Origin of the sequence: Ramlibacter sp., assembly GCF_035627355.1 — a bacterium.
In the GTDB taxonomy this organism is placed as follows: domain Bacteria; phylum Pseudomonadota; class Gammaproteobacteria; order Burkholderiales; family Burkholderiaceae_C; genus Ramlibacter.
Window position 1 is genome coordinate 32,435 of record NZ_DASPLW010000030.1, and the last position, 24,021, is coordinate 56,455.

32 protein-coding genes and 1 pseudogene are annotated in these 24,021 nt (G+C 68.7%); 25 read left to right on the plus strand and 8 right to left on the minus strand.

The genetic code is table 11. The features are described 5' to 3' along the window. Positions 1 to 7 precede the first annotated feature (7 nt). The 12 genes and pseudogenes from VEC03_RS08230 (at position 8) to VEC03_RS08285 (ending at position 7,448) form a co-directional block, all read left to right on the plus strand. Entirely contained in the window at positions 8 to 436 is a 429-nt protein-coding gene (locus VEC03_RS08230; RefSeq protein WP_324914279.1) for a nuclear transport factor 2 family protein, read from the plus strand. A gap of 35 nt (positions 437 to 471) precedes the next feature. Then, entirely contained in the window at positions 472 to 909 is a 438-nt protein-coding gene (locus tag VEC03_RS08235; protein WP_324914281.1) for a pyrimidine dimer DNA glycosylase/endonuclease V, read from the plus strand. Between the two features lie 676 nt (positions 910 to 1,585). Then, positions 1,586 to 2,068, plus strand: a complete 483-nt coding sequence (locus VEC03_RS08240; protein WP_324914282.1) for a hypothetical protein — start codon at positions 1,586 to 1,588, stop codon at positions 2,066 to 2,068. A 90-nt stretch (positions 2,069 to 2,158) separates the two neighbouring features. After that, positions 2,159 to 2,602: a hypothetical protein gene (locus VEC03_RS08245; RefSeq protein WP_324914283.1), complete on the plus strand. Its 444-nt coding sequence runs from the start codon at positions 2,159 to 2,161 to the stop codon at positions 2,600 to 2,602. Positions 2,603 to 2,814: 212 nt separating this feature from the next. Further along, the gene (locus VEC03_RS08250; protein ID WP_324914285.1) at positions 2,815 to 3,156 is read left to right on the plus strand and encodes a transcription initiation protein; all 342 of its coding nucleotides are present in this window, start codon (positions 2,815 to 2,817) and stop codon (positions 3,154 to 3,156) included. A gap of 124 nt (positions 3,157 to 3,280) precedes the next feature. After that, positions 3,281 to 3,703, plus strand: a complete 423-nt coding sequence (locus VEC03_RS08255) for a thioesterase family protein (protein ID WP_324914286.1) — start codon at positions 3,281 to 3,283, stop codon at positions 3,701 to 3,703. A 20-nt stretch (positions 3,704 to 3,723) separates the two neighbouring features. Next, complete coding sequence (locus VEC03_RS08260) at positions 3,724 to 4,176, plus strand: VOC family protein (RefSeq protein ID WP_324914288.1); 453 nt, start codon at positions 3,724 to 3,726, stop codon at positions 4,174 to 4,176. Between the two features lie 10 nt (positions 4,177 to 4,186). Then, positions 4,187 to 4,977: pseudogene (locus tag VEC03_RS08265) on the plus strand (AAA family ATPase). A 118-nt stretch (positions 4,978 to 5,095) separates the two neighbouring features. Continuing rightward, entirely contained in the window at positions 5,096 to 5,746 is a 651-nt protein-coding gene (locus VEC03_RS08270; protein ID WP_324914289.1) for a hemerythrin domain-containing protein, read from the plus strand. Between the two features lie 13 nt (positions 5,747 to 5,759). Continuing rightward, positions 5,760 to 6,404, plus strand: coding sequence for a glutathione S-transferase family protein (locus VEC03_RS08275; RefSeq protein ID WP_324914290.1), 645 nt, complete (start codon positions 5,760 to 5,762; stop codon positions 6,402 to 6,404). Positions 6,405 to 6,562: 158 nt separating this feature from the next. Further along, positions 6,563 to 7,012 (plus strand): SRPBCC family protein, encoded by a 450-nt coding sequence (locus tag VEC03_RS08280; RefSeq protein WP_324914292.1) that lies wholly within the window; start codon positions 6,563 to 6,565, stop codon positions 7,010 to 7,012. Positions 7,013 to 7,025: 13 nt separating this feature from the next. Beyond that, a complete protein-coding gene (locus VEC03_RS08285; protein WP_324914293.1) occupies positions 7,026 to 7,448 on the plus strand; it encodes a VOC family protein in 423 nt (140 codons plus the stop codon). Between the two features lie 48 nt (positions 7,449 to 7,496). Here VEC03_RS08285 and proX read toward each other — a convergent pair whose 3' ends face one another. From proX to proV, 3 genes are all read right to left on the minus strand, one after another. Then, a complete protein-coding gene (gene proX / locus VEC03_RS08290; RefSeq protein WP_324914294.1) occupies positions 7,497 to 8,513 on the minus strand; it encodes a glycine betaine/L-proline ABC transporter substrate-binding protein ProX in 1,017 nt (338 codons plus the stop codon). Between the two features lie 80 nt (positions 8,514 to 8,593). Beyond that, complete coding sequence (proW, locus tag VEC03_RS08295) at positions 8,594 to 9,874, minus strand: glycine betaine/L-proline ABC transporter permease ProW (RefSeq protein ID WP_324914296.1); 1,281 nt, start codon at positions 9,872 to 9,874, stop codon at positions 8,594 to 8,596. Positions 9,875 to 9,879: 5 nt separating this feature from the next. After that, positions 9,880 to 11,097 carry a glycine betaine/L-proline ABC transporter ATP-binding protein ProV gene (gene proV / locus VEC03_RS08300; protein WP_324914297.1) on the minus strand — a complete coding sequence of 406 codons (1,218 nt, stop codon included), beginning with the start codon at positions 11,095 to 11,097 and terminating at the stop codon, positions 9,880 to 9,882. Between the two features lie 462 nt (positions 11,098 to 11,559). Here proV and VEC03_RS08305 point away from each other — a divergent pair, with 462 nt between their 5' ends. Further along, positions 11,560 to 12,009: a CopD family protein gene (locus VEC03_RS08305; protein WP_324914298.1), complete on the plus strand. Its 450-nt coding sequence runs from the start codon at positions 11,560 to 11,562 to the stop codon at positions 12,007 to 12,009. 16 nt (positions 12,010 to 12,025) lie between these two features. Here the strand turns inward: VEC03_RS08305 and VEC03_RS08310 are convergent, their stop codons facing one another. Further along, a complete protein-coding gene (locus VEC03_RS08310) occupies positions 12,026 to 12,934 on the minus strand; it encodes a LysR substrate-binding domain-containing protein (RefSeq protein ID WP_324914300.1) in 909 nt (302 codons plus the stop codon). A 93-nt stretch (positions 12,935 to 13,027) separates the two neighbouring features. Between VEC03_RS08310 and VEC03_RS08315 the strand changes: the two genes are divergently transcribed. The 11 genes from VEC03_RS08315 to VEC03_RS08365 all read left to right on the plus strand — a co-directional run bounded on the left by VEC03_RS08315 (position 13,028) and on the right by VEC03_RS08365 (position 20,880). Next, positions 13,028 to 13,717, plus strand: a complete 690-nt coding sequence (locus VEC03_RS08315) for a substrate-binding domain-containing protein (protein ID WP_324914301.1) — start codon at positions 13,028 to 13,030, stop codon at positions 13,715 to 13,717. A gap of 32 nt (positions 13,718 to 13,749) precedes the next feature. Beyond that, a complete protein-coding gene (locus VEC03_RS08320; protein ID WP_324914302.1) occupies positions 13,750 to 14,778 on the plus strand; it encodes an amidohydrolase family protein in 1,029 nt (342 codons plus the stop codon). Positions 14,779 to 14,940: 162 nt separating this feature from the next. Beyond that, positions 14,941 to 15,624, plus strand: coding sequence for a 4-carboxy-4-hydroxy-2-oxoadipate aldolase/oxaloacetate decarboxylase (ligK, locus tag VEC03_RS08325; RefSeq protein WP_324914304.1), 684 nt, complete (start codon positions 14,941 to 14,943; stop codon positions 15,622 to 15,624). Between the two features lie 160 nt (positions 15,625 to 15,784). After that, a complete protein-coding gene (locus VEC03_RS08330; protein ID WP_324914305.1) occupies positions 15,785 to 16,726 on the plus strand; it encodes an amidohydrolase family protein in 942 nt (313 codons plus the stop codon). A 2-nt stretch (positions 16,727 to 16,728) separates the two neighbouring features. After that, positions 16,729 to 17,118: a protocatechuate 4,5-dioxygenase subunit alpha gene (gene ligA, locus VEC03_RS08335; protein WP_324914306.1), complete on the plus strand. Its 390-nt coding sequence runs from the start codon at positions 16,729 to 16,731 to the stop codon at positions 17,116 to 17,118. Continuing rightward, complete coding sequence (locus VEC03_RS08340) at positions 17,119 to 17,976, plus strand: class III extradiol dioxygenase subunit beta (protein ID WP_324914308.1); 858 nt, start codon at positions 17,119 to 17,121, stop codon at positions 17,974 to 17,976. Then, on the plus strand, positions 17,976 to 18,929 hold the full coding sequence (locus VEC03_RS08345) for a Gfo/Idh/MocA family oxidoreductase (RefSeq protein ID WP_324914310.1): 954 nt from the start codon (positions 17,976 to 17,978) through the stop codon (positions 18,927 to 18,929). Before VEC03_RS08340 ends, VEC03_RS08345 begins: the two co-directional genes overlap by 1 nt. A gap of 58 nt (positions 18,930 to 18,987) precedes the next feature. Further along, positions 18,988 to 19,545 carry a DUF1439 domain-containing protein gene (locus VEC03_RS08350; RefSeq protein ID WP_324914311.1) on the plus strand — a complete coding sequence of 186 codons (558 nt, stop codon included), beginning with the start codon at positions 18,988 to 18,990 and terminating at the stop codon, positions 19,543 to 19,545. A 150-nt stretch (positions 19,546 to 19,695) separates the two neighbouring features. Further along, positions 19,696 to 20,037 (plus strand): hypothetical protein, encoded by a 342-nt coding sequence (locus VEC03_RS08355; protein ID WP_324914312.1) that lies wholly within the window; start codon positions 19,696 to 19,698, stop codon positions 20,035 to 20,037. 150 nt (positions 20,038 to 20,187) lie between these two features. Beyond that, entirely contained in the window at positions 20,188 to 20,547 is a 360-nt protein-coding gene (locus tag VEC03_RS08360; protein ID WP_324914314.1) for a thrombospondin type 3 repeat-containing protein, read from the plus strand. Positions 20,548 to 20,667: 120 nt separating this feature from the next. Beyond that, positions 20,668 to 20,880 carry a hypothetical protein gene (locus VEC03_RS08365; protein ID WP_324914315.1) on the plus strand — a complete coding sequence of 71 codons (213 nt, stop codon included), beginning with the start codon at positions 20,668 to 20,670 and terminating at the stop codon, positions 20,878 to 20,880. A gap of 85 nt (positions 20,881 to 20,965) precedes the next feature. Here the strand turns inward: VEC03_RS08365 and VEC03_RS08370 are convergent, their stop codons facing one another. Beyond that, a complete protein-coding gene (locus tag VEC03_RS08370) occupies positions 20,966 to 21,508 on the minus strand; it encodes a hypothetical protein (protein WP_324914316.1) in 543 nt (180 codons plus the stop codon). Between the two features lie 232 nt (positions 21,509 to 21,740). Here VEC03_RS08370 and VEC03_RS08375 point away from each other — a divergent pair, with 232 nt between their 5' ends. Further along, complete coding sequence (locus VEC03_RS08375; protein ID WP_324914318.1) at positions 21,741 to 22,742, plus strand: aldo/keto reductase; 1,002 nt, start codon at positions 21,741 to 21,743, stop codon at positions 22,740 to 22,742. Positions 22,743 to 22,755: 13 nt separating this feature from the next. Here the strand turns inward: VEC03_RS08375 and VEC03_RS08380 are convergent, their stop codons facing one another. From VEC03_RS08380 to VEC03_RS08390, 3 genes are all read right to left on the minus strand, one after another. After that, on the minus strand, positions 22,756 to 23,139 hold the full coding sequence (locus tag VEC03_RS08380) for a hypothetical protein (protein ID WP_324914319.1): 384 nt from the start codon (positions 23,137 to 23,139) through the stop codon (positions 22,756 to 22,758). 66 nt (positions 23,140 to 23,205) lie between these two features. Beyond that, a complete protein-coding gene (locus VEC03_RS08385; RefSeq protein WP_324914320.1) occupies positions 23,206 to 23,748 on the minus strand; it encodes a VOC family protein in 543 nt (180 codons plus the stop codon). Between the two features lie 32 nt (positions 23,749 to 23,780). After that, the gene (locus VEC03_RS08390; protein ID WP_324914322.1) at positions 23,781 to 24,011 is read right to left on the minus strand and encodes a DUF2783 domain-containing protein; all 231 of its coding nucleotides are present in this window, start codon (positions 24,009 to 24,011) and stop codon (positions 23,781 to 23,783) included. Positions 24,012 to 24,021 lie beyond the last annotated feature (10 nt).

Here is a 24,021-nt window from a genome sequence, read left to right on the forward strand (position 1 = left end):
AGCTGCGGTGAACATCCACTCGTTCATGCAGGGTTACAAGGCTGCGTGGGAACGGCGCGACCCCGCGATGTTCGCCGCGCTATTCCAGTCCGATGGCCGCTACCACAACATCCCATTCCAGGTGCAGCGAGGCCGGGACGAACTGGCCGCGTACTGGAAGCGCGTGCAACTGCAGGAAGACGTGCAGGTGAGCTTCGAGGTGCTGTCCAGCGACGCGAGCTCCGGCATCGCGCACTGGCACGTGACCTACCAGGTCGCGTCGGAGGAACTGTTCCAGGTCTGGGCCCGCTCCACCGGCACCAACCTCGTCGCGCGCCAGCCGGGCGACCCGCTGCCGCGCATGGTGCTGGACGGCGTGCTGCAGGCGCGGTTCGAAGTCGGCCTGTGTGCCGAGGCGCGCATCTGGTGGCACAGCATGCCCCAGGCGGCGACCTGACCGCCTGACCCGGCGCCGGTCGCGAGGACGCGCTCGTGCGCCTGTGGTCCCTGCATCCCCAGTACCTCGACGCACGCGGTCTGGTCGCGCTGTGGCGCGAAGGCCTGCTCGCCCAGGCGGTCCTGCGCGGCGAGACGAGGGGCTATCGCCACCACCCCCAGTTGATCCGGTTCCGCGCCTGTGCGGCGCCGCTGGACGCCATCGCGATCTACCTGCAGGAGGTCCACCGCGAGGCCACTCGCCGCGGCTACGCCTTCGACGCCGCCAAGCTGCGGCCGGCGGGCAGCGCGGTGACCATCCCGGTCACCGATGGGCAGGTCGCGTGCGAGTGGCGCCACCTGCGAGCCAAGCTGGCGGTGCGCGATCCGGCCGCGCTGGAGCGCATTCGGGACGTGGTCGTGCCGGGGTGCCATCCGCTGTTCGTCGTTTGCGCGGGTGGGGTGGAGGCGTGGGAGAGGGCGGAGGGCTCTTAAGCCGACTCGTGGGTGCAGACGAGTCCGCCGCCTGCAAATCAACGTCCTCGACATGCGGTTGTCGCCTTAGTAGGCGAGTTCGGATCTACTACAGATAGGCGTTATCAATGCGTGGCTGTCGTGCGGGCAGTCGCCCTCCAGTGGACTTGGCCCAGATCTGCCACGTCCGAGGAAGCATTGCGACCATCTCGGAAATCACTACTTGCTGGACGTACGCGCAGCAATCTATTACCTTTATCCTAGCATCGCGATTGGGACATTCGAATCCCGTCGTTCATGCAGGAACTGGTCTAGCCCAATATGTAAACTCGATCAACACGGAGGCCCCATGACATCACGCACTGAATTGCAGAATTGGGTCATCGCAGCGCTCAAATCAAAGGGCGGGTCGGCGAGCATTGTTGAGGTCGCGAAGCACATTTGGGCAAACCACGAGGCCGAACTGAGGGCTTCAGGCGACCTTTTCTATACTTGGCAGTACGACATGCGGTGGGCATGCACGAAGCTTAGAGAACGCAAGCTTGTGCAAGCTGCCGAAGTTTCAGACCGCGGCGAATGGCGCTTACAGCCGCAATTGCTGACGACTTAGGGGTCATCAGAGGCACGAAGTGCGGGGGCGCCGAGATTCGTCGATCCCCGCCTTTTTGGCCGCTGACCTTTACGGTTATTCCGCCCCATGAAGCTGATTGACGCGCTCTTGCTTCTCTTGGCTCCCGAGCGATATGTCGTTCGCGCCACCGAGCACGCAATCTCAGCAGAATTCCAGAGGAATCGCCAGCTGCGAGAGCAGTTCCCAAACCAGAATCTTCCCGTGCAGCGGCGAGCCGAAATCGAGACGAACGTCCGATCGCAGGTCACCGTCGTTCGGACCAGTGTTCTTTCCAGCATCGGTATCACTCTCGCTGCAATCGTCGCTGGCGTACTTGGAGGAGTCGCGCTGGGCAGCGTAGTTGGCGCCCCATCTAGGTTCGCTCTCTACTTGCTGCAAGGTGCTGGCGCTGCCATCCTTTTGGGGGCCACCCTATCAGAGGTTGGGAGAAGGATTGAGACTTGGTCGCGGGAAAGCCTGGCAGAGGAGATCAATGCGTTCCTTTTCCGATGGCTCTATGTGACCGGTACGTTCTTGTTTGTCGTGTCCGTAGCCTGGGATACGACATGACATACGAGTTGACGTGGACGTCTTTATTGGCTGGCTTTCGCCAGCAAAGTCCTCCAGCCACTTCTACGTAACTCTGCAGAGGATGTCGCTATGGACTCACGAGTCGCAAAGCTCAAGACGCCCATGGAATGCGAAGTTTTCGCGGCGAATGCGAGGGCACGGGGCGCCCCTGAATTGGCGGAACAGGCCCGAAAGCGGGCTGTGCAACTCCGCGCCCAATCTCATGGGGCTCAATCAGACGTCGAGCGCGAATGCCTGGAAGCCGTGTACGCGTACGAGGAAATCCTCTCGGAGAAGCGCGGACGGCGTCAGCCTGCCGGCCGCACTTGGCAGATGATCCACCGCCACGGCGTCCTCCCGGCCGTTGAACGCATCGTGACTAAGCGTGGTGAATCCACCGGCTACAGCGCGCTGGCTGAAATGGGTCTACACGAGTTTGCTTTCGAGGCTGTTGTACTGCGGAATCAGCAACACTTCTCCGAGCAGGCGATCGCTTGTTCGCGTGAACGTCTCGGGGAGCACGGTGCAGCCTAAGGGTTTATTCGACGCTGAGGCGCAGTGGCGACATTGCGACGCAAATCGTCCGTGGGAGCAGATGTTTCGGGGTCAGAGCTTCTGCCCGCCAGGCAGCTCGACCCTGGATCACAGATTTCTTGCGAGCATGGTGCTCGCTTAGGGCGTTGACGATCGGGGCTAACTGATCACGTTAGGACTTCCTCACGCGCGCCAGTTCCAGGAAGAGCACCATGGCCAAATACCTCATCTCGTTCCCAAGCGCCGTAATGGTCGTTCCAGACGGTGAGTGGGAGGCGGTGATTCACGACTCGCACGCGGTGATCGACCAGGCCAAGGCGGCCGGCGTGTATGTGTTTGCCGGAGGAATCGACGAACAGGTGCCGCCCGTGTTCGTGTCCGCTGAAGGTACGGTCGGCGAGGGCGGCTATCCGTGGGCGCCCCCGTTGAACGGCGGCTTTGCCGTGCTGGAGCTTGCGTCGCGTGAAGAGGCCATCCAATGGGCTGCGCGCTTGGCGAAGGCCTGCCGCTGCAGCCAGGAACTTCGCGTCTTCGGATTCGATCCTCAGTCCTAGTGCAGGTTTTCCGCAGGCCATAGGGACAATCGCGCTGCTCCCTGCAACGGGCGGGCAGCTGCCGGCAGACTCCGTACGCCGGCGCTGCCGCGCATGTCGTACCTTGAGCGCACACGGAGACCCGATGAAACCCACCCTGAAACCCGGCATCCGCTACGAGCACCGCTATCGGGTGCCTGCCAGCAAGACCGTCCCTGCGCTCTATCCGGAGGCCGAGGAGTTCCTCGCCATGCCGGAAGTGTTCGCCACGGGCTTCCTGGTCGGCTTCCTCGAGTGGGCCTGCATCAAGGCCATCAATCCACACCTCGACTGGCCAAGGGAGCAAACCGTCGGGATCCACGTCAACGTGAGCCACTCCGCTGCGACCCCGCCGGGGATGGAGGTCACTGCCAGCGTCGAGCTCATTGCCGTCGAAGGGAAGAAGCTGGTCTTTCGCGTTCGTGCCACCGATGGCGTGGACGTGATTTCCGAAGGGACGCACGAGCGGTTCGTCATCGACAGGGAGCGCTTCGACGCCAAGGTCCGGGCCAAGGCCGGTCAGGCCTGACAACCGTCGAAGGAGGCCCCATGACCCTCAAGCGCATGGACAACGTCGGCATCGTGGTCGAGGACCTCGATGCCGCCATCGCGTTCTTCAGCGAGCTGGGCCTTGAGCTGGAGGGCCGCGCGCCGATCCAGGGTGACTGGGCCGACGGCGTCACCGGGCTGCGCGGCATGCACGTCGAGATCGCGATGATGCGCACGCCGGATGGGCACGGCCGGCTCGAACTTTCACGATTCGTCGCGCCCGCCGTGGTCGCCGATCACCGCCGCGCCCCGGTCAATGCCCTGGGCTACCTGCGCGTGATGTTCACCGTGGAGGACATCGACGACACCCTCGTGCGGCTGCGCAGGCTTGGCGCAGAACTGGTCGGCCAGGTGGTCCGGTACCAGGACGCCTATCGGCTCTGCTACATCCGGGGGCCCGAAGGCATCCTCATCGGCCTGGCGCAGGAGCTCGGCCAGGGCGCTTCCGAATGAAGCAGGACGCATGCCCAGGCGCACCAAGCCCTACCTGATCCGCGCTTCCTTCCGGCCGGATGCGCAGATCGACTACGACGCCTACCCCTTCAGCATTCCGGCGGTCCGGGAGCTCGGGGACTTCGACTTCCACCCGAACGTGACCTTCCTCGTCGGCGAGAACGGCGCCGGCAAGTCCACGGTCCTGGAAGCGCTGGCGATGGCGCTCGGCTTCGGCAGCGAGGGCGGGACGAGGAACGTCCAGTTCAAGACGGCCGAATCGGTTTCACCCTTGCACGACGTCCTGCGGCTGGCCCGCGGGACGCCGAAGCCGACGATGGCTACTTCCTGCGGGCGGAGAGCTTCTTCAACGTCGCGACCTACATGAACGAGACCGGCTACCTGGAAGGCTACGGCGGCCGCTCGCTGCACCGCCAGTCGCACGGCGAGTCCTTCATGGCCGTGCTCTTGCACAAGCTGCGGGGCAACGGGATCTATCTCCTCGACGAGCCGGAAGCCGCGCTGTCGCCCGGCCGCCAGCTGGCGGCGCTGCGCGCGATCCACCAGCTGGTCGAGGACGCGTCCCAGTTCGTCATCGCCACGCACTCGCCGATCCTGCTGTCCTACCCCAACGCGAAGATCATCCAGTTCGACGCGTCCGGGGCCAGCGAGACGACCTTCGAGGAGACCGAGCATTTCGCGGTGACCAGGGACTTCCTGAACAACTACCCGAGGCGCCTCGACCAGCTGCTGGCCGATGACGACCCCGGGGAGCCTGCGACCCGCGGTGCAAACCCGCCGGCCGGCCGGCGCCGCCGCTAGGCTGTACGAAGGCTGCTTCGAAAGCCACGCGGCTGATGCGGCGCAAGCGGGCGCCGCGGCCGAGGCCCACAATCGGGTGCGAGCAGGGCGTCCGGCCGCCCTGCAGGAGGAATCGACGATGAAGCTGATCGACACCTTCCAGGACGAGCACGTGCTGATCGAGCAGGTGCTCGGGTCCTTTCGCGTGTACGTCGACGGCCTCGTCCAGGGAACCGCGGCCCCGGATGACGGCAAGCGCTTTGCCGCCTTCTTCACCGAGTTCGCCGGCCGGTTCCACCACGAGCGGGAGGAGCAGGTGTTCTTCGATGCGCTCGTGAAGGAGGCGGAACTCCCGGCCGAGCGCGGGCCCGTGTTCGCCGTGATGTGCGAGCACGCCGAGATGGAGGAATGGCTGCGCGAGATGGTGCCCTTGCTCGAACACGGACTGCCGTCCGGGGACCCGGGGGAGCGGCTTAAGGCCATGGCCGTCCGCTACTCGCACGCCCTCTGGCGCCACATCGACGCGGAGAACTCCGTGCTGTACCCGGAAGGCGCGGAGCGGCTTCGCCGCTGCGGCGTCCACGAGTTGCCGGACCGGCCCATGAGCGAGTCCGAGGCGGCTGCGCGCGAGGGCGCCGCGGCGCTGCTGCTGCGCTATCCGCCGGTCGAGGATGCTGCGCTCACGCGCGGCGAGGGCTGCTTCATGTGCCGGTCCCACGGCGACACCTGCAAGGGGCTCGAGGCGGAGTGGTGGAGCGATCTCGAGTGGGACGAGTTCTTCATGAAGTGAGGCGGGCGCCGGCATGAAGCTCTACGCCCACCCCTTCTCCTCCTACTGCCAGAAGGTGCTGGTCGCGCTGTACGAGAACGGCACGCCCTTCGACTATCGCAACCTCGAGGATGCCGCGGCCAAGGCCGAGCTCGAAGCGCTCTGGCCGCTGGCGCGCTTTCCGGTGCTGGAGGACCGCGGGCGCACCGTCCTCGAGACCAGCACCATCATCGAGTACCTCCAGATCCACCATTCCGGGCCCGTTCGCCTGCTGCCGGATGGCGATGCCGGCATCGAGGTGCGCATGCTCGACCGCATCTTCGACAACTACGTGATGACGCCCATGCAGAAGATCGTGCTGGACCGGCTGCGCCCGGAGGCCGAGCGCGATGCCTGGGGCGTGGCCGAGGCGCGCACCCAGCTCGACCGGATCTACGGCTGGCTCGATGAGCGCCTGGCCGGGCGCACCTGGGCCGCCGGCGCATCGTTCACGCTGGCCGACTGCGCGGCGGCGCCGTCGCTCTTCTATGCCGACTGGGCCCATCCGATCCCGGAGGCCCGTGCCACGCTGAGGGCCTTCCGCGCGCGGCTGCTGGCCCATCCGTCGGTGGCGCGGGCGGTGGACGAGGCGCGCCCCTTCCGCCGCTACTTCCCGCTGGGCGCGCCGGACCGCGACTGAAGGGCGCAGCTCCGCGCGTCACGTGCGGTCGGGCGCTTGTACGATGGTCGGCCGGCAGCACCGAGCGGCCCAGCCATGAGGGCTGTCGAATCCGGGCGCGGTCGATCGTCGTATGGATGGAGGGTCACCCTCCATCCCGAAAGTCGAAAGGATTCGCCATGCCAGCCAGCCATGTGATTCGTCTCCACCGCGTGCTCAAAGCGCCGCCCGAGCGCGTGTACCGCGCCTTCCTCGACCCGGCCGCCTTGTGCAAGTGGCTGCCACCCGACGGCTTCACCGCCACGGTGCACCACCTGGAGCCCAAGGTGGGCGGGACCTACCGCATGTCGTTCACCAACTTCACCAACGGGCACAGCCATTCCTTCGGCGGCAGCTACCTCGAGCTGCAGCCGAACGAGCGCATCGTCCACACGGACGTCTTCGACGACCCGAACCTGCCGGGCGAAATGCGGGTGACGATCTCGCTCAAGGCCGTGTCCTGCGGCACGGATCTTGACGTGGTGCAGGAGGGTGTCCCGGCCGTCATCCCGGCGGAGGCCTGCTACCTCGGATGGCAGGAATCGCTGGCGCTGCTCGCCCGGCTGGTCGAGCCCGAGATCAAGGAGTAGGGAGGGCCCGACCATGCATCCGCGCATCACCGTCCTCACGCTGGGCGTGGACGACCTGGAACGGGCGGTCTCGTTCTACCGGGACGGGCTGGGCTTCGTGACCCAGGGCATCGTCGGCCAGCAGTTCGAGCACGGCGCGGTCGCCTTCTTCGATCTCGATCGGGGCCTCAAGCTGGCCCTGTGGCCGCGCAGCAGCCTGGCGGCCGACACCGGCCTGGCGGTCCAGCCCGCCAGCGCGACGGACCTGTCGATCGGCCACAACGTCGCCTCGCGCGAGGAGGTGGACCGGGTGATGGCCCAGGCGGCGCAGGCCGGCGCCCGCATCGTCAAGCCGGCGCAGCCGACCTTTTACGGCGGCTATGCCGGGTACTTCCAGGACCCGGACGGCCACCTGTGGGAGGTCGTCTTCAATCCCGGCTTCGACACGGGCGCGTAGCCGCCGCCGCCCGGCCCGCGGGCGGGCCGGGCGGCCATTCGCTGGGTATCAGTCGGCGGCGCGCAGCGCCTCGGCGATCCAGCCGTCGAAGGTCTTCTGGTGGGCCTTGATCCAGCCGTCGACGTGGCGCTCGATGTCGGCGGGCTTGTCCTCGCCACGGCTCATGCGCAGGTTCTGCGCGTTGATGTCGGCGACGGGCAGTTGCATCACTTCGAACAGCTTAGCGGCCGCCGGGTTGGCTTCGGCGAACGCCTTGTTGGCGACGATCTGCTGCTTGTTCACCTCGAAGCCGTAGTCCTTGCCATTGGGCAGGCGGGTGTTGGCCTTGCGGCCCTGCTCGGACGTGGAGGAGAAGGGCACTTCCAGCCAGACGACGTCACGGCCCGGGCGCAGCACGGCGCTCACCCAGTAGGGTGTCCACGTGTAGTACAGGACCGGCTTGCCTTCCTTGAAGCGCGCGATGGTGTCGGCGATCAGGGCGGCATAGCTGCCCTGGTTGTGCGTGATGGAGCCACGCAGGCCGTAGGCGTCGAGGTGGTGCTCGATCGCGCGCTCGCAGCCCCAGCCCGGGTTGCAGCCGGTGAGGTCAGCCTTGCCGTCCCCGTCGGTGTCAAACAGCTTGGCGATCTTGGGATCCTTCAGCTGGCCCAGGTTGGTGATGCCGTGGGCTTCGGCCGTCTTGCGGTCGATCAGGTAGCCCTGCGCCGCGTTGTCCGAGTAGACGCCCTTGCGGTACAGCTTGGCGTCGCCGCCGGACTCGCGGTAGAAGCCGGCGTGCAGCGGGTTCCAGTGCGCGGCGCCGAAGGTCACGTCGCCGTTGGCCAGCGCGACGTGGCCGGTGGCGTACTCCAGTTCCTTGATCGGGGCGACTTCGTAGCCCAGTTTCTTGAGCGCGCGAGACACCAGCAGCGTCTGGAAGGTCTCTTCCGCCAGCGAGCTCTTGACGGGCTGCACCTGGATGCCTTCGCCGGGCAGCTTGCCGGCAGCGGCGACGGGGAGCGCGAGGCCCAGGGCGAGGGCGCTTGTGGCCAGGAAGGCCAGGGGACGGCGCAGGTTCACATGCATGGGTAGGACTCCTTCTCGGTTGACAAACGGGGACGAGCCGGCCCGGCCGCGGCAGGGTTGCCGCGGTTACGGAGCCGGGTTCAGTTGGCTTCGACGGCGGGGGCCGGCGATGCGGAGGGCGTGGTGGCCGGCGGACGCGGGCGCGCCACCAGCCGCAGCAGCAGCCCGGCCGGGCCGGCCTGCCACCAGCGCCGGGTGCCGCGGCGCGGCGTGCCCAGGGCCTGCGTCAGGCGGTCCAGCGTGATCGCCAGCAGCACGATGCCCAGGCCGCCCACGGTGGCCAGGCCCATGTCGAGGCGGCCGATGCCGCGCAGCACCATCTGGCCCAGGCCGCCGACGGCGATCATGGAGGCGATCACCACCATGGACAGCGACAGCATCAGGGCCTGGTTGATGCCGGCCATGATGGACGGCATGGCCAGCGGCAGCTGCACCTTCACCAGCAGCTGCCAGGGCGAGGCGCCGTAGGCGCGCGCGGCCTCGATGAGGTCGGGCCGCACCTGCCGGATGCCCAGCGCGGTGAGCCGCACCAGCGGCGGCAGCGCGAACACGATGGTGACGATCACGCCCGGCACGTTGCCGATGCCGAACAGCATCACCACCGGCACCAGGTAGACGAAGGCCGGGGTGGTCTGCATGGCGTCCAGCAGCGGCCGCAGCAGGCGCTGCGCGCGGTCGCTGGCCGCCAGCAGGATGCCCATCGGCAGCCCCACCAGCAGGCAGAACACCAGCGAGGTCAGCACCAGCGAGAGGGTGACCATGGCCTCCTGCCAGATGCCCAGCATGCCGAGCAGCAGCAGCGACACCACCGCGCCCACGGCCACCGCGCCGCCCACGAACTGCCAGGCCAACAGGCCCAGCACGCAGGTCAGCGCCAGCATGGGGGCGCTCTGCAGCAGGCCTTCCACGCCGGCCAGGGTGGCGTCGATCGGCTGGCGCACGGACTGGAACGCGGGCCGGAAATGGCCCACCAGCCATTGCAGGCCGTCGTTGATCCAGGCTTCCACCGGCAGCGAACCGTCCCACAGCTGCTGCAGCTGGAAGCCGGGTTCGACCACGGGGGTGGCGGCCGCATCGGCTGCCGTTCCGAGCCAGTCCTGGCCGGCCGCATCGGCGGTGCCGCTCCAGGGATCGGCGGCGTCGGACGGCGCCGGGCCGGTGCTCCACGGGTCGGCGGCTTCGGGCGCGGCCGCGCCGCTGCTCTCAGGGTCGGCTGCGCCGGCCGGCGCCGGGCTGGCGAGGGGCGGATCGCCAGCCGGGGGCGCCACGACGGTGTCGGCCCACGAGGGAGCCGGCGCCACCCTATCGTCGGCCCAAGAGTCGGCCTGCGCGAGAGGGGTGTCTTTGTCTTGTTCGTTCATGTCGGCTACGCGGTCAGGCGGCTCTCGTGGGAGCCGCGGTCCAGGAACTTCAGCAGGGTGTTCTTGCTGATCGCGCCGACGAGGCGCCCGCCGTCCTCCACGACCGGCACCGGCCAGGGGACCTCGGCCACCTGCCCGAACAGCTCGCCCACCAGCTCGCCGGCAGCGATGGCGCGCACGTCCGGCAGGAAGGCGTGCTGCAGTCCGAGCGGACCCTCGTGGCCCCGCAGCGCGGCGCGCAGCGAATCGGCGGAGACGACGCCCAGGTAGCGCCGCTGCGGATCCACCACGCAGGCGTGGTCGCGGTCCTCGTCCTGCAGCATCTTCAGCGCGGCGCGGCAGCCGCGGTGCGGCTCCTCGGCCACCACCACCGGGCCGCGGCGCGCGATGTCGCCGGCCTTGAACACGGCCGCCGCATCGACGCCGCGCACGAAGGCGCGCACGTAGTCGTCGGCCGGCGCACGCAGGATCTCCTCGGGCGTGCCGACCTGCACCACCTGGCCGTCCTTCATGATGGCGATGCGGTCGCCGATGCGCATGGCCTCGTCGAGGTCGTGCGAGATGAACACGATGGTGCGCCGCTTCACCTGCTGCAGCCGCAGCAGCTCGGCCTGCATCTCGCTGCGGATGATGGGGTCGAGCGCCGAGAAGGCCTCGTCCATCAGCAGGATCGCGGGGTCGGAGGCCAGCGCGCGGGCCAGGCCCACGCGCTGCTGCATGCCGCCCGAGAGCTCGTCGGGATAGCTGTCGCCCCAGCCCTGCAGGCCGACCTGCGCCAGCGCCTGGTCGGCCTGCGCGAGCCGCAACGAGCGGCCCACGCCGGCCAGCTCCAGCCCGAAGGCGGCGTTCTCGCGCACCGTCACGTGCGGCAGCAGCGCGAACGACTGGAACACCATGCCGAAGTCCTTGCGGCGCAGGCTGCGCAGGCGGGCCTCGGAGTAGCGGTTGATGTCCTCGCCGTCGATGACGATGCGCCCGGAGGTCGGCTCGATCAGGCGGTTGAGCAGGCGCACCAGCGTGGACTTGCCGGAACCCGACAGGCCCATCACGACGAAGATCTCGCCGGCTGCGATGTGCAGGTTGGCGTCGTACACGCCGATGGACTGGCCGGTGCGTTCCAGGATCTCGTGCTTGGCGCAGCCGCGGCGCGCCAGGTCCAGTGCCTGCTGCGGCGCGTCGCCGAACACCTTGAAGACGTGGTCGACCAGGATGTCCTTGGCCATGGGCTTTCCTTCCTCTGGCTTCTTGCTTGTCCTGTACGGCCGCACACGGGCGGTCGCGCGAATACCGGGCCGCGCGGCAGGCACTGAAGACGACGGATGCGACGAAGCCAGAGCCTGGGACACGCCGGGAAGGCCATGCAGCGGGCCTGGTCAAGGGGGCTGCACGGGACCGGCGCGCTGCGGCGTCGGGGGCCGGCACGAGGGCCGGCAGCTAGCCGGAACAAAGCCGGCGGGGAAGACCCTGCACCGCGACGGGAATCGGAACGTTCCGCGAGTAGTGCCGGGTGGCCGGGCCCGAGGGCACGGCACTTGGTATGGACCGGATTATAAAGCGGCCCTGTCGAGCTGACCTTTCCAGATTCTGGAACGATCGCTGTCCGGTCGCGGTACGCGGCACGGGCGTGGAGACGAGACGCCGCACGTGGAACGGGCCCGCACGACGCAGCCTCTACACTCGACCGCATGCTTCGTGACGTGCTGCTGTTCCTCCACCTCGCCGGCGCCATGGTCTGGGTGGGCGGAATGGTCTTCGCCTATTTCTGCCTTCGCCCCGCTGCCGCCCAGGTGCTGGAGCCGCCGCAGCGCCTGACGCTGTGGGCCCGCACCTTCGGCCGCTTCTTCCCCCTGGTCGGCGTGGCCATCGCCCTGATCCTCCTGAGCGGCTTCACCCTGCTGCTGCAGGTGGGCTTCGCTGCGGCGCCGGTCGGCTGGCATGCGATGATGACGCTGGGACTGCTGATGTCCGGCCTGTACGCCTACATCGTGCTGGTGCCCTACACCGCGCTCCAGCGTTATTGCGAAGCGGCGGCCTGGCCGGCGGCCGCCGCCACCCTGAACCGCATCCGCCAGCTGGTGGCGCTCAACCTGGTGCTGGCGGCGCTCACCGTGGCGGCCGCCGTGTCGGCGCGCTGACCGGCGCCGTCCGCGCTCAGCGGCCGACCACCTGCGGCACGATGGTGCGGATCAGTTCCAGCGTGGCCTTCTGCGCCGGCGTGGCCGGCCGCTGCAGGCTGGTGGCCAGCGACAGCGCGATGCGCAGCGGCGGCCGGCCGATCTGCTGGGCGGTGTAGGCCGAGGGGCGAGGGGAGTTCAGCAGGGCGTTGCGCGACAGGATGGCGCAGCCCGCGCCGTCGAGCACCAGGTCCAGGATGGCGGTGACGCCGTCGATCTCCAGCGCGACGTCCGGCTTGCAGCCGATGCGGGCCATGGCCGATTCCACGTGCATGCGGATCGCGTTCGGCCGGCTCGGGATCACCAGCGGCAGTTGCGCGACCTCGCGCAGTTCCACCGGGCCGGGCGGCGGATCCTCGTGCAGGCCGGGGGGGCGGGCCCGCACCAGCAGCAGGTCCTCGTCCAGCAGCGGCGTGACGTCGATCTCGCGCGAGGGCTGGGCGTTGTACAGCACGGCGATGTCCAGTCGCCCATTGATCAATCCTTCGAGCAGGCCGGTGGACAGGGCCTCGCTGATCGACAGCCGGGCGTCCGGCATCGCTTCCCGGAAGGCCCGCGTCAGGGGCACGGCCAGCACCCGCGCCACGCTGCTGGGCAGGCCCAGCGACACGCTGCCGGCCAGTCCGCCGCGCAGCCGGCCCAGGTCGTCGCGGGCGCGTTGCACCTGGTGCAGGATGCCGCGGCCGTGCTCCATCAGCACCTTGCCGGCTTCGGTGGGCACCGCGCCGCGGCCGTTGCGCACCAGCAGGTTCTGGCGCAGTTCCACTTCCAGCAGGCGCACCTGCCGGCTGAGGGCGGGCTGCGCCACCCCGAGCTCGACCGCGGCGCGGGTGAAGCTGCCCAGTTCCGCGACGCGGACGAAGTACTCGAGCTGCCTGAGGTCCATGTGAATAGCTTTCACCCGATTATGCTGAACTGCTATACCTGCTAGTCGGAGTGCGGGCTGTTGGCAGCGGCCATGGCCGCCCACAATCCGGCCATGACTGCAGCGATCCGCGGAATCTCGTCCATGGCCACGCGGCAGGTGCTGGGCGAGCTGTCCCGCGCCTGGACGGAGCGGTCCGGCGTGCCCGTCGAGATCGAATCGGTGGGCGGCGTGGATGCCGCCAGGCGGGTCGCCGCCGGCGAGCCTTTCGATGCGGTGCTGCTGGCGGCCGACGCCATCGACAAGCTGGTCGCGGGGGGCCATGCGCTGGCCGGCAGCCGGGTCGACCTGGTGCGCTCGGGCGTCGCGGTGGCCGTGAAGCGCGGCGCGCCCCAGCCCGACCTCGGCAGCGAAGAGGCCGTGCGCGAGGCGGTGCTGGCCGCACCCACCATCGGCTATTCCACCGGACCCAGCGGCACGGCGCTGCTGAAGCTGTTCGAGCGCTGGGGCATCGCCGACACCGTGCGGCCGCGTACCGTGCAGGCGCCGGCCGGCGTGCCGGTCGGCTCGCTGGTGGCCCGCGGCGAAGTCGCCCTCGGCTTCCAGCAACTGAGCGAGCTGATGCACCTGGACGGCGTGGACGTGGTCGGGCCGCTGCCGGCGCCCATCCACATCACCACGGTTTTTTCAGGGGCGGTGTGCACCGCCTCCGGCCAGCCGGGCGCGGTGCGCGAGTGGCTGGCCTTCATGGCCTCCCCCGAAACGGCCGGCATCAAGCGCGCCTGCGGCATGGACGCCGCCTGAACGACACGCGATTTCCCAGGAGACCCTCACCCATGATCATCGACTGCCACGGCCACTACACCACCGCGCCCAAGGCGCTAGAGACCTGGCGCAACCAGCAGATCGCCGGCATCAAGGACCCGTCCGCCAAGCCCAAGGTGTCCGACCTGAAGATCAGCGACGACGAGATCCGCGAATCGATCGCCAACAACCAGCTGCGCCTGATGAAGGAGCGCGGCAACGACCTGACGCTGTTCTCGCCGCGCGCCAGCTACATGGCCCACCACATCGGCGACTTCGAGGTGTCCAGCACCTGGGCCGCGATCTGCAACGAGCTGTGCCATCGCGTGTCGCAGCTCTTCCCCGAGCACTTCGTGCCGGTGGCCATGCTGCCCCAGTCGCCGGGCGTGGACCCCAGGACCTGCATCCCCGAGATGGAGAAGTGCATCAAGGAATACGGGGCCGTGGGCATCAACCTGAACCCCGACCCGTCGGGCGGCCACTGGAAGGAGCCGCCGCTGACCGACAAGTGGTGGTACCCGATCTACGAGAAGATGGTCGAGTGGGACGTGCCGGCGATGATCCACGTCAGCACCAGCTGCAACGCCTGCTTCCACACCACCGGCGCGCACTACATCAACGCCGACACCACGGCCTTCATGCAGCTGATCCAGGGCGACCTGTTCAAGGACTTCCCGACCCTGCGCTTCATCGTTCCCCACGGCGGCGGCGCCGTGCCCTACCACTGGGGCCGCTACCGCGGCCTGGCGCAGGAGCTGAAGAAGCCGCTGCTGGACACGCACGTGATGAACAACGTGTTCTTCGACACCTGCGTGTACCACCAGCCCGGCATCGACCTGCTCAACACGGTGATTCCGGTGAAGAACGTGCTGTTCGCCAGCGAGATGATTGGCGCCGTGCGCGGCATCGACCCGACCACCGGCCACTACTACGACGACACCAAGCGCTACATCGACGCGTCGACCCTCCTGTCGGCGCAGGACAAGCAGGCCATCTTCGAAGGCAACACGCGGCGGGTGTTCCCGCGGCTGGATGCGCTGCTGAAGCAGCGCGGGAAGTAGGCCTTGGTTTTCTCCCTCCCCCTCTGGGGGAGGGCCGGGGAGGGGGCACGCCACTCAGCCAATGCGGTCCCGGGTGCCCCCACCCTAACCCTCCCCCAGAGGGGGAGGGAACAAGTCAGGCCTGACCCTCCCCCGGGAGGCGAAGGGAACAAGGAGATAAACATGCATGAACTCGGCGTCGTCTATCGCAACATCCAGCGCGCGGACGCGGAAGCGGCCGACAAGCTGGGCCACTACGGCTCGGCCACCGTGCACGAGGCCATGGGCCGGGTCGGCCTGCTCGCGCCCTACATGCGGCCGATCTACCCCGGCGCGCAGGTGTCCGGCACGGCTGTCACGGTGCTGCTGCAGCCCGGCGACAACTGGATGATGCACGTGGTCGCCGAGCAGATCCGCCCCGGCGACATCGTGGTGGCGGCCGTCACCGCGCCCTGCACCGACGGCTATTTCGGCGACCTGCTGGCCACCTCGTTCAAGGCACGCGGCGCGCGCGCCCTGGTGATCGACGCCGGCGTGCGCGACATCAAGACCCTGGCCGAGATGCCGTTCCCGGTGTGGAGCAAGGCGATCAGCTCGAAGGGCACGATCAAGGCCACGCTGGGTTCGGTGAACATCCCCGTGGTGTGCGCCGGCATGATCGTCCACCCCGGCGACGTGATCGTGGCCGACGACGATGGCGTGGTGGTGGTCCCGGCCGCGATGGCCCGCAAGACCCTGGACGCCGCTGCCGCCCGCGAGGCCAACGAGGCCGCCAAGCGCGCCCGCTTCGCCGCCGGCGAGCTGGGGCTGGACATGTACAAGATGCGCGAACCGCTGGAGAAGGCGGGGCTGCGGTACATCGACTGAACAGGCCGCAACCGTCATCTTTCAGTTCCGTCATCCCCCGCGCAGGCGGGGGATCCAGACCTCCGGACCCCAATGGTGGAAGCCCTGGATCCCCGCCTTCGCGGGGATGACAGGGGGCAGGGGATGACGAAAGGCAGGGAATGACAGGGGAAAAGAACAAATGAGCAAACCCACTTCGGGCGACTTCACCAAGACCGCCGGCTGGCTCGACTGGTACGCCAACCCGAGCAAGCCGCAGTTCCGCCTGCCGCCCGGCAGCGTGGACGCGCACTGCCACGTGTTCGGCCCGGGCGCCGAGTTCCCGTACGCCCCCGAGCGCAAGTACACGCCCTGCGACGCCAGCAAGGCGCAGTTGTTCGCGCTGCGCGACCACCTGGGCTTCGACAGGAACGTGATCGTGCAGGCCACCTGCCACGGCGCGGACAACCGCGCCCTGGTCGATGCGCTCAAGGCCTCGAACGGCCGGGCACGCGGCGTCGCCACCGTGAGGCGCAGCGTCACCGTCCGCGAGCTGGAGGAGATGAACGCCGCCGGCGTGCGTGGCGTGCGCTTCAACTTCGTCAAGCGGCTGGTGGACTTCACGCCGCGCGACGAGCTGATGGAGATCGCGGCCCGCATCGCCCCGCTGGGCTGGCACGTGGTGATCTATTTCGAGGCGGTGGACCTGCCCGAGCTGTGGGACTTCTTCACCAGCCTGCCGACCACGGTCGTCGTCGACCACATGGGCCGGCCCGACGTCGGCAAGCCGGTCGACGGCCCGGAGTTCGGCCTGTTCCTGAAGTTCATGCGCGAGCACCCCAACGTCTGGAGCAAGGTGAGCTGCCCCGAGCGCCTGTCGGTCAGCGGCCCGCCGGCGCTGGATGGCGAGCGCAACGCCTACCGCGACGTGGTGCCGTTCGCGCGCAAGGTGGTGGAGACCTTCCCCGACCGCGTGCTGTGGGGCACCGACTGGCCGCATCCCAACCTGAAGGGCCACATGCCCGACGACGGCCTGCTGGTGGACTTCATCCCGCACATCGCCACCACGCCCGAGCTGCAGAAGAAGCTCCTCGTGGACAACCCGGCCCGGCTGTACTGGCCCGAACTCGCCCAAGGAGGCTGACCATGCCGCTTGACAAACCGTACAAGGACGTGCCCGGCACGACCATCTTCGACGCCGACCAGAGCCGCAAGGGCTACTGGCTCAACCAGTTCTGCATGTCGCTGATGAAGGCGCCCAATCGCGAGCGCTTCAAGGCCGACGAGCGGGCCTACCTGGACGAGTGGCCCATGACCGAGGAGCAGAAGCAGGCCGTGCTGGCGCGCGACCTGAACCGCTGCATCCAGCTCGGCGGCAACATCTACTTCCTGGCCAAGATCGGCGCCACCGACGGCAAGAGCTTCCAGCAGATGGCTGGCTCCATGACCGGCATGTCCGAAGAGGAATACCGCGACATGATGATCGGCGGCGGGCGCCCGTCGACGTGGACCCCACCCGCGAAGGAGCAGAAATAAATGGCCCGCATCACCGCATCCGTCTACACCTCGCACGTGCCGGCCATCGGCGCGGCGATGGACCTGGGCAAGACGCAGGAGCCGTACTGGCAGAAGGTGTTCGCCGGCTACGAGCCCTCGCGCGAGTGGATCAAGGCGAACAAGCCCGACGTGGTGTTCCTGGTCTACAACGACCACGCCACCGCCTTCAGCCTGGAGATCATCCCGACCTTTGCCATCGGCACGGCCGCCGAGTTCGCGGTGGCCGACGAAGGCTGGGGCCCGCGCCCGGTGCCCAAGGTGGAGGGTCACCCGGAGCTGGCCTCGCACATCGCGCAATCGGTGATCCAGCAGGACTTCGACCTCACCATCGTCAACAAGATGGACGTGGACCACGGCCTGACGGTGCCGCTGTCGCTGATGTGCGGCCAGCCCGAGGCCTGGCCGTTCAAGGTGATCCCGTTCGCGGTCAACGTGGTGCAGTACCCGGTGCCCAGCGGCAAGCGCTGCTTCATGCTGGGGCAGGCGATCCGCAAGGCGATCGAGAGCTTCGACGGTGACCTGAACGTGCAGGTCTGGGGCACGGGCGGCATGAGCCACCAGCTGCAGGGTCCGCGCGCCGGCCTGATCAACAAGGAGTGGGACAACCGCTTCCTGGACCGCCTGGTCGACGACCCGCAGGGCCTGGCCGAGGTGCCGCACATCGAGTACGTGCGCGAGGCCGGCAGCGAGGGCATCGAGCTGGTGATGTGGCTGATCGCGCGCGGCGCGATGGCCGACGTCGCGGGCGGCAGGAACAAGCCCGTCGTGAAGCACCGCTTCTACCATGTGCCTGCGTCCAACACCGCCGTCGGGCACCTGATCCTGGAGAACACGTGATGAGCAAGACCCTTCGCATCGCCCTGGCCGGCGCCGGCGCCTTCGGCCAGAAGCACCTCGACGCCCTGAAGCTGATCGACGGCGTGCAGGTCACCTCGGTGATCGGCCGCGAGCTGGACAAGACCCGGGAAGTGGCCGCCAAGTACGGCGTGGGCCACGCCACCACGAACCTGGACGAGACCCTGGCGCGCGACGACGTCGACGCCGTCATCCTGTGCACGCCGACGCAGATCCACGCGGCGCAGGCCATGGCCTGCCTGAAGGCCGGCAAGCACGTGCAGGTGGAGATCCCCCTGTGCGACAAGCTGGAGGACGGCCGCGCGGTGGTGGAGCTGCAGAAGAAGACCGGCCTGGTCGCCATGTGCGGCCACACCCGCCGCTTCAACCCCAGCCACCAGTTCGTGCACAAGCGCATCCAGGCCGGCGAGTTCCACATCCAGCAGATGGACGTGCAGACCTATTTCTTCCGGCGCACCAACATGAACGCGCTGGGCCAGCCGCGCAGCTGGACCGACCACCTGCTGTGGCACCACGCCGCGCACACGGTCGACCTGTTCCAGTACCAGACCGGCAGCAAGGTGGTGAAGGCCAACGCGATCCAGGGCCCCATCCATCCCACGCTGGGCATCGCGATGGACATGAGCATCCAGCTCAAGGCCGAGAACGGCGCCATCTGCACGCTGAGCCTGTCGTTCAACAACGAAGGCCCGCTGGGCACCTTCTTCCGCTACATCGGCGACACGGCGACCTACATCGCCCGCTACGACGACCTGTTCAACGGCAAGGACGAGAAGATCGACGTGTCCAAGGTCGACGTGTCCATGAACGGCATCGAGCTGCAGGACCGCGAATTCGTCGCCGCCATCCGCGAAAGTCGCGAGCCCAACGCCAGCGTGGCCCAGGTGCTGCCGTGCTACGAGGTGCTGCACCAGCTGGAGCAGCAGCTCGCCTGAGCGGCCGGTCGCCGCACCCGGCGCCTGGACGGCGCCGATGCGGCGGAGAATGGGCGCCATGAACCGGCGCCTGATCCTCGCCAACCTCCTGGGCTGGCCCATGGGCCGCCTGCTGGCCCAGGACGATCCGCCCCGCCCGCACCAGAAGATCTCGGCGGGCCAGCTGCACACCATGCTGTCGGCCCGCTTTCCCGTGCGCTTCGGGATGCCGGGCCTGCTCGAGATCCAGATCCGTGCGCCGCGCCTGCTGCTGCTGCCCGCGCGCAACCGGATCGGCGCGGCGCTGGAGGCGCAGGTCGGCGGGCCCGGCGTGGGGCCGGTGCCGCCCGGCGAGATGGACCTGGTCTTCGCCCTGCGCTACGAGCCGGCCGACCGCACGGTGCGCGCCCACAGCCCGGAAGCTTTGGCGGTGCGTTGGCCGGGACTGACCAGCGATGCCCTCGAGCTGGTGCAGGGCCTGCTGCCGGGCCTGGCCGCCCAGGTGGGCGAGGTCGTGCTGCACCAGTTTTCGCCGCGGGACCTCGCGCTACCGGACACCATGGGCTTCGTGCCGGAGCAACTGCAGGTCCACGACGACGGCCTGGACGTCATCTTCGGGCCCAAGCCACGGGCGTGAGCGTCCGTACCGGCCTCGTGCGGGGCTGCCGGTAACGTCGTGATGCCGAAGAGGCCGGCGGTTCACAAGCCGGCGCGTGTGCTGCCTTGCATGGCCGCGAGGGAGGCGGATACTGGTTGCTCACGCCTCACCGACACACAGGAGGTCCCCATGTGCTACCTGGCTCGTCATCAGCAAGCCATGCCGGGGAAGGGCCATGCCACCGCGCCGACGGACACTGGACAGCACCGGCCCCGCTGGGCGGGAGTGGGTGCGGCGGTTCTCGTCGCCGGGCTGTCTGTCGCCGCCGTCCTCGTGCCGCCCGCCGTGCCCCCGGTGTCGGCCGATGAAGCGCAGGGCGTCGTAGCGACGGTCGCCTCGGCCGTGGCGCCGGCGACGGCACCGGCACAGGTGGTCGAGCAGGTCCGGATCACCACCACCCTCGATGACGGCACGCCGACGCCCACCGAGGCCGCGCGGTCGGTCGGAGGCGCCTGCGCCCACGACATGTAAGCAGGGACCGGGCGGGCCGTTACGGCCCGCGCTGGCGCGCCCGCGTTCGCCGCGGCATTGCACTCTTCACACAGGTTCGCACCGGCTTCGCGAACCCGACAGCTTCGGGCGCCACCATCGCAGCACCCCAATCCCAAAAGGAGATGCGAGATGGGCAAGACCGCTTCCATCACCCTGCTGGCCGGCACCCTGCTGATGGCCGGCGCTGCCTCCGCGCACACCGCGGCCTACGTCGTCGCTCCTGCGCCGCGGGTCGTGCACACCCACGCCGGGCCGCAGCGCACCTTCGTCCCCGGGCACTGGGAACAGGTCGGCCCGAACCGCCGCGTGTGGGTCGCCGCCCAGTGGGTCGTGGCCCCGCAACATGCGGGGCCGGCGGGCCGTGCCGGCTTCGGCCCGCGCGGCGACCGCGACCGCGACGGCGTCCCCAACCGGTTCGATCGCGACCGCGACGGTGACGGCGTGCCCAACCGTTTCGACCGCGCCCCGGACCAGTGGCGCCGACACTGATCGGCTGTCCAAAACCGGTCGCCGGCCCGCTGTCAAGTGACACGCGGGCCGGCGATGGCTGAGTGAGGTTTTCGGCAGGTTCTGCTGGCGAAGATCCGGGAAAACCCGACAATGCGCGCCATGGCAAAGAAAGAAAGCACGGCGGTACTCGCCGACCAGGACATCCGCATCGTCATCGAGGACGAAAAGGAGCTCACGCCGAAGGAACTCGAGCAGGAACGCAAGGCCGCGCTGGAGGAGCAGAAACGGCTGTGCTGGCTGTCGCAGACAGCCGAAGAGCTGGCGGGGCGGATTCCCGTCTCCGTGTTCGCGATGGGCCAGCTGGCGTCCTGAGCGGTAGATCCACCCACCCACTGCCGCGCCGGGGCGGCATGACAAAGGGGGCCACGAGGCCCCCTTTGCGCGACCGCTCGTCCCGTTACCGGCCGTCGCGATCGGAGTCGCCGGGCATGGCCCGCTCGGCGGAGTTCTTCACCCGGTCCCAGGCGTCGCGCGACGCATGCCGGGCGTGCTCCCACTCCAGCTTGGACTGGCCGCGCGAGCTGTCCCAGTCACGGCGCAGTTCGGGCTCCATCTCGTCGAAGTTGCGATCCGGGTAGCGCGTGTAGCTGTCCACCCCGTGCCGGTAGGCCGGACCGTAGTCGTCGTAGGTCGAACCGCTGGCGATGTACGGGCGGCTCGAATAGTTCTCGCGCCAGTACTGGTCTTCGGCCTTGGGGTCCACGGCCTTGGCGATGCCCTTGCCGGCCAGCGCGCCGACCACGGCCCCCGCTGCGGCACCGACGGCCGCGCCGACGGGGCCCGTCATGCCGCCGATGGCGGCGCCAGCCGCCGTGCCGCCGGCAACGCCGCCGGCCGCGCCACCCACTACCGCCCCGGCGCCTGTGGCGGCCTTGTGGTTCTTGTCCTTGTCGGTGGCCTGGCCCTTGGCCAGGGGCTTGTCGGTGCGGTTGTCCTTCATGTGCGTACTCCTTGGTGCAAGTCGTCGAAGGCATCCACCATAGGTCGAGCGCGTGAAGCCGGGCAGCCCCGTTCGGCGCATCGGGCTGCCAGCCGGTGCCGACGGTGGTGTCGGCCGTGTCGCACGTCGCGCTTCGAGGGCGCGGGACAAGGCCACCGGGCAGTGGGGCAGCGGCGCGCGCGAGCATCCGTTAGGCTTGCCCGATATCAACTCGCATTTGCCATCCACGACCATGCACACGCGTCAACTCGGCCCCTTCAACGTCTCCGCCATCGGCCTCGGCTGCATGAACCTCAGCCATGCCTATGGCACGCCGCCGTCGGCGGAGCAGGGGGAGCGGGTGCTGCTGGCGGCGCTGGACGCGGGCGTGACGCTGTTCGACACCGCCGCGCTGTATGGCTTCGGCGCCAACGAGACGCTGGTCGGCCGCGTGCTCAAGCCGCATCGCCAGCGCCTGACCCTGGCCAGCAAAGGCGGCATGGCCGGCGTAGCGGGCGAGGACGGCGTGGTGCGGCGGGTGATCGACGGCCGGCCGGAGGCGATCCGCAGGAACTGCGAAGACAGCCTGCGCCGGCTGCAGACCGACGTGATCGACCTCTGGTACCTGCATCGCTGGGACAAGAAGGTGCCGATCGAGGAGAGCGTGGGCGCCATGAGCCGCCTGGTGGAGCAGGGCAAGGTACGCACTCTGGGCCTGTCCGAGGTCTCGGCGGCGACGCTGCGCAAGGCGCATGCGGTGCATCCGATCGCGGCGCTGCAGACCGAGTACTCGCTGTGGACGCGCAATCCCGAGATCGCGGTGCTGGACGCGTGCCGCGAGCTGGGCGTCACCTTCGTAGCCTTCAGCCCCGTGGGACGCGGCTTCCTGTGCGATGCGGTCCACGACGTCGATGCGCTGGATGCGAAGGACATCCGCCGCGCGATGCCGCGCTTCGCGCCGGAGCACCATGCGCGCAACCTGCGATTGCTGCCCGGCTACAAGGCACTGGCCAGGGAAGCCGGCTGCACGCCGGCGCAGCTGGCGCTGGCCTGGCTGCTGCACAAGGGGAAGGACATCATCCCGATCCCGGGCACGACGAGCGTCGAGCACCTGCACGAGGACCTGGGCGCGGCCGACCTGAAGCTGGACGCCGGGCTGGTCGCTCGCCTGGAAGCGCAGATCAACCAGCAGACCGTGAGCGGCAACCGCTACAGCACGCAGTCGCGCGCCGAGGTGGATACCGAGGAGTTCTGAGGGCGGTCGAGGCTCACGTCCCCGCGACCGGCTGGCGCCGCCCGCGCCACCAGGACACGATGCCGCCGAAGACCGCGGTGAGCAGCAGCAGGACGAGGGCGCCCACGGCCCAGGTGATCCAGATCAGCACCGGCATGGCGCTGGCGGCCCAGCCGGTGACCGAGTCCAGGGCCGGGGCGGCTTGCGCCAGCCAGGGGCCTATCGCCTCCAGCCACTGGCGCCAGGCCTCGCCGAACCAGGGCTCCAGGGGCGGCGGCAGCTGCAGCGTGGGCAGGCGGTTCACCGCCACGTCCCAGCTCACGTCGACCAGCGCGGTCCACAGCGCATGCACGCCCCACATCGTGAGGCTCCACAGCACCAGGGCCAGCAGGCCGAGGATCCAGACGGCGGCGAACATGGCTCATCCTCCTTCGGGCGACCACCCGGCAGGAGTGGAGCGTCCGCCGCCGCGGAAGGTTCCCGCTCAGGCCGGGGTCGCGAATTCCTTCTCGTGCATCCAGGCCGCGTGCCTGGGCGCCTTCCGCGTCCGCGCCCACTCCTCGACCATTTCGTACTTCACCTCGTCCAGCCGCTTGTACATGTCGGGCGTGCCGGTGTTGACGGCCAGCTCCAGCCGGTGGCCGTTGGGATCGAAGAAGTAGATCGACTGGAAGATGGTGTGGTCGGTGATGCCGATCACCGGGATGCCGCTGGCCTCCAGCCGGGCCTTGGCCGCCTTCAGCTCGTCCAGGCTGTCGATCTCGAAGGCGATGTGCTGCACCCAGTTGGGGGTGTTGGGGTCGCGGCCCATGGGCGGCGAGTTGGGGATCTCGAAGAACGCCATCACGTTGCCGTTGCCGGCGTCCATGAACAGGTGCATGTAGGGGTCGGGGTCGCGCGTGGACGGCACCTGGTCCTCGGCGATGGCCAGGACCAGCTTCATGTTCATGTGCTTCTCGTACCACTCGACGGTTTCCTTGGCGTCGTTGCAGCGGTACGCGACGTGGTGGATCTTGCGGATGGGCATGGGTCGTCTCCTCTCGGGTTGGGGGCAGGGAATCAGGTGTCCAGGCCCTTGCGGGCCAGCGCGAACGCCTCGCGCAGCACGGACAGGTCGCCGATGTGGTTGCACAGCAGCAGCACCAGCCGGGCATTGAGCTGCTCGCTCTGCTCGTCGCTGAGGTCGCGGTGGGCGTCGATCAGCGCTTCGTAGAAGTCGTCGCCGGGGCTGAAGTCGCGGAAGTAGCGCTTGCCAGGCTCGGCGAAGTTGGGGGCGAGTTGCAGCGGCATGGGTCGTCCT

Excerpts from the sequence above, each read along its gene's own strand:
- VEC03_RS08315 (WP_324914301.1), top strand. The coding sequence starts at position 13,028 with ATGACTGCAGCGATCCGCGGAATCTCGTCCATGGCCACGCGGCAGGTG.
- VEC03_RS08320 (WP_324914302.1), top strand. The coding sequence starts at position 13,750 with ATGATCATCGACTGCCACGGCCACTACACCACCGCGCCCAAGGCGCTA.
- ligA (WP_324914306.1), top strand. The coding sequence starts at position 16,729 with ATGCCGCTTGACAAACCGTACAAGGACGTGCCCGGCACGACCATCTTC.
- ligK (WP_324914304.1), top strand. The coding sequence starts at position 14,941 with ATGCATGAACTCGGCGTCGTCTATCGCAACATCCAGCGCGCGGACGCG.
- VEC03_RS08330 (WP_324914305.1), top strand. The coding sequence starts at position 15,785 with ATGAGCAAACCCACTTCGGGCGACTTCACCAAGACCGCCGGCTGGCTC.
- VEC03_RS08250 (WP_324914285.1), top strand. The coding sequence starts at position 2,815 with ATGGCCAAATACCTCATCTCGTTCCCAAGCGCCGTAATGGTCGTTCCA.
- VEC03_RS08380 (WP_324914319.1), bottom strand. The coding sequence starts at position 23,139 with ATGTTCGCCGCCGTCTGGATCCTCGGCCTGCTGGCCCTGGTGCTGTGG.
- VEC03_RS08375 (WP_324914318.1), top strand. The coding sequence starts at position 21,741 with ATGCACACGCGTCAACTCGGCCCCTTCAACGTCTCCGCCATCGGCCTC.
- VEC03_RS08385 (WP_324914320.1), bottom strand. The coding sequence starts at position 23,748 with ATGCCCATCCGCAAGATCCACCACGTCGCGTACCGCTGCAACGACGCC.
- VEC03_RS08310 (WP_324914300.1), bottom strand. The coding sequence starts at position 12,934 with ATGGACCTCAGGCAGCTCGAGTACTTCGTCCGCGTCGCGGAACTGGGC.
- VEC03_RS08275 (WP_324914290.1), top strand. The coding sequence starts at position 5,760 with ATGAAGCTCTACGCCCACCCCTTCTCCTCCTACTGCCAGAAGGTGCTG.
- VEC03_RS08360 (WP_324914314.1), top strand. The coding sequence starts at position 20,188 with ATGGGCAAGACCGCTTCCATCACCCTGCTGGCCGGCACCCTGCTGATG.
- VEC03_RS08270 (WP_324914289.1), top strand. The coding sequence starts at position 5,096 with ATGAAGCTGATCGACACCTTCCAGGACGAGCACGTGCTGATCGAGCAG.
- proW (WP_324914296.1), bottom strand. The coding sequence starts at position 9,874 with ATGAACGAACAAGACAAAGACACCCCTCTCGCGCAGGCCGACTCTTGG.
- VEC03_RS08260 (WP_324914288.1), top strand. The coding sequence starts at position 3,724 with ATGACCCTCAAGCGCATGGACAACGTCGGCATCGTGGTCGAGGACCTC.
- VEC03_RS08370 (WP_324914316.1), bottom strand. The coding sequence starts at position 21,508 with ATGAAGGACAACCGCACCGACAAGCCCCTGGCCAAGGGCCAGGCCACC.
- VEC03_RS08355 (WP_324914312.1), top strand. The coding sequence starts at position 19,696 with ATGTGCTACCTGGCTCGTCATCAGCAAGCCATGCCGGGGAAGGGCCAT.
- VEC03_RS08340 (WP_324914308.1), top strand. The coding sequence starts at position 17,119 with ATGGCCCGCATCACCGCATCCGTCTACACCTCGCACGTGCCGGCCATC.
- proX (WP_324914294.1), bottom strand. The coding sequence starts at position 8,513 with ATGCATGTGAACCTGCGCCGTCCCCTGGCCTTCCTGGCCACAAGCGCC.
- VEC03_RS08255 (WP_324914286.1), top strand. The coding sequence starts at position 3,281 with ATGAAACCCACCCTGAAACCCGGCATCCGCTACGAGCACCGCTATCGG.
- VEC03_RS08345 (WP_324914310.1), top strand. The coding sequence starts at position 17,976 with ATGAGCAAGACCCTTCGCATCGCCCTGGCCGGCGCCGGCGCCTTCGGC.
- VEC03_RS08390 (WP_324914322.1), bottom strand. The coding sequence starts at position 24,011 with ATGCCGCTGCAACTCGCCCCCAACTTCGCCGAGCCTGGCAAGCGCTAC.
- proV (WP_324914297.1), bottom strand. The coding sequence starts at position 11,097 with ATGGCCAAGGACATCCTGGTCGACCACGTCTTCAAGGTGTTCGGCGAC.
- VEC03_RS08305 (WP_324914298.1), top strand. The coding sequence starts at position 11,560 with ATGCTTCGTGACGTGCTGCTGTTCCTCCACCTCGCCGGCGCCATGGTC.
- VEC03_RS08285 (WP_324914293.1), top strand. The coding sequence starts at position 7,026 with ATGCATCCGCGCATCACCGTCCTCACGCTGGGCGTGGACGACCTGGAA.
- VEC03_RS08240 (WP_324914282.1), top strand. The coding sequence starts at position 1,586 with ATGAAGCTGATTGACGCGCTCTTGCTTCTCTTGGCTCCCGAGCGATAT.
- VEC03_RS08365 (WP_324914315.1), top strand. The coding sequence starts at position 20,668 with ATGGCAAAGAAAGAAAGCACGGCGGTACTCGCCGACCAGGACATCCGC.
- VEC03_RS08280 (WP_324914292.1), top strand. The coding sequence starts at position 6,563 with ATGCCAGCCAGCCATGTGATTCGTCTCCACCGCGTGCTCAAAGCGCCG.
- VEC03_RS08245 (WP_324914283.1), top strand. The coding sequence starts at position 2,159 with ATGGACTCACGAGTCGCAAAGCTCAAGACGCCCATGGAATGCGAAGTT.
- VEC03_RS08350 (WP_324914311.1), top strand. The coding sequence starts at position 18,988 with ATGAACCGGCGCCTGATCCTCGCCAACCTCCTGGGCTGGCCCATGGGC.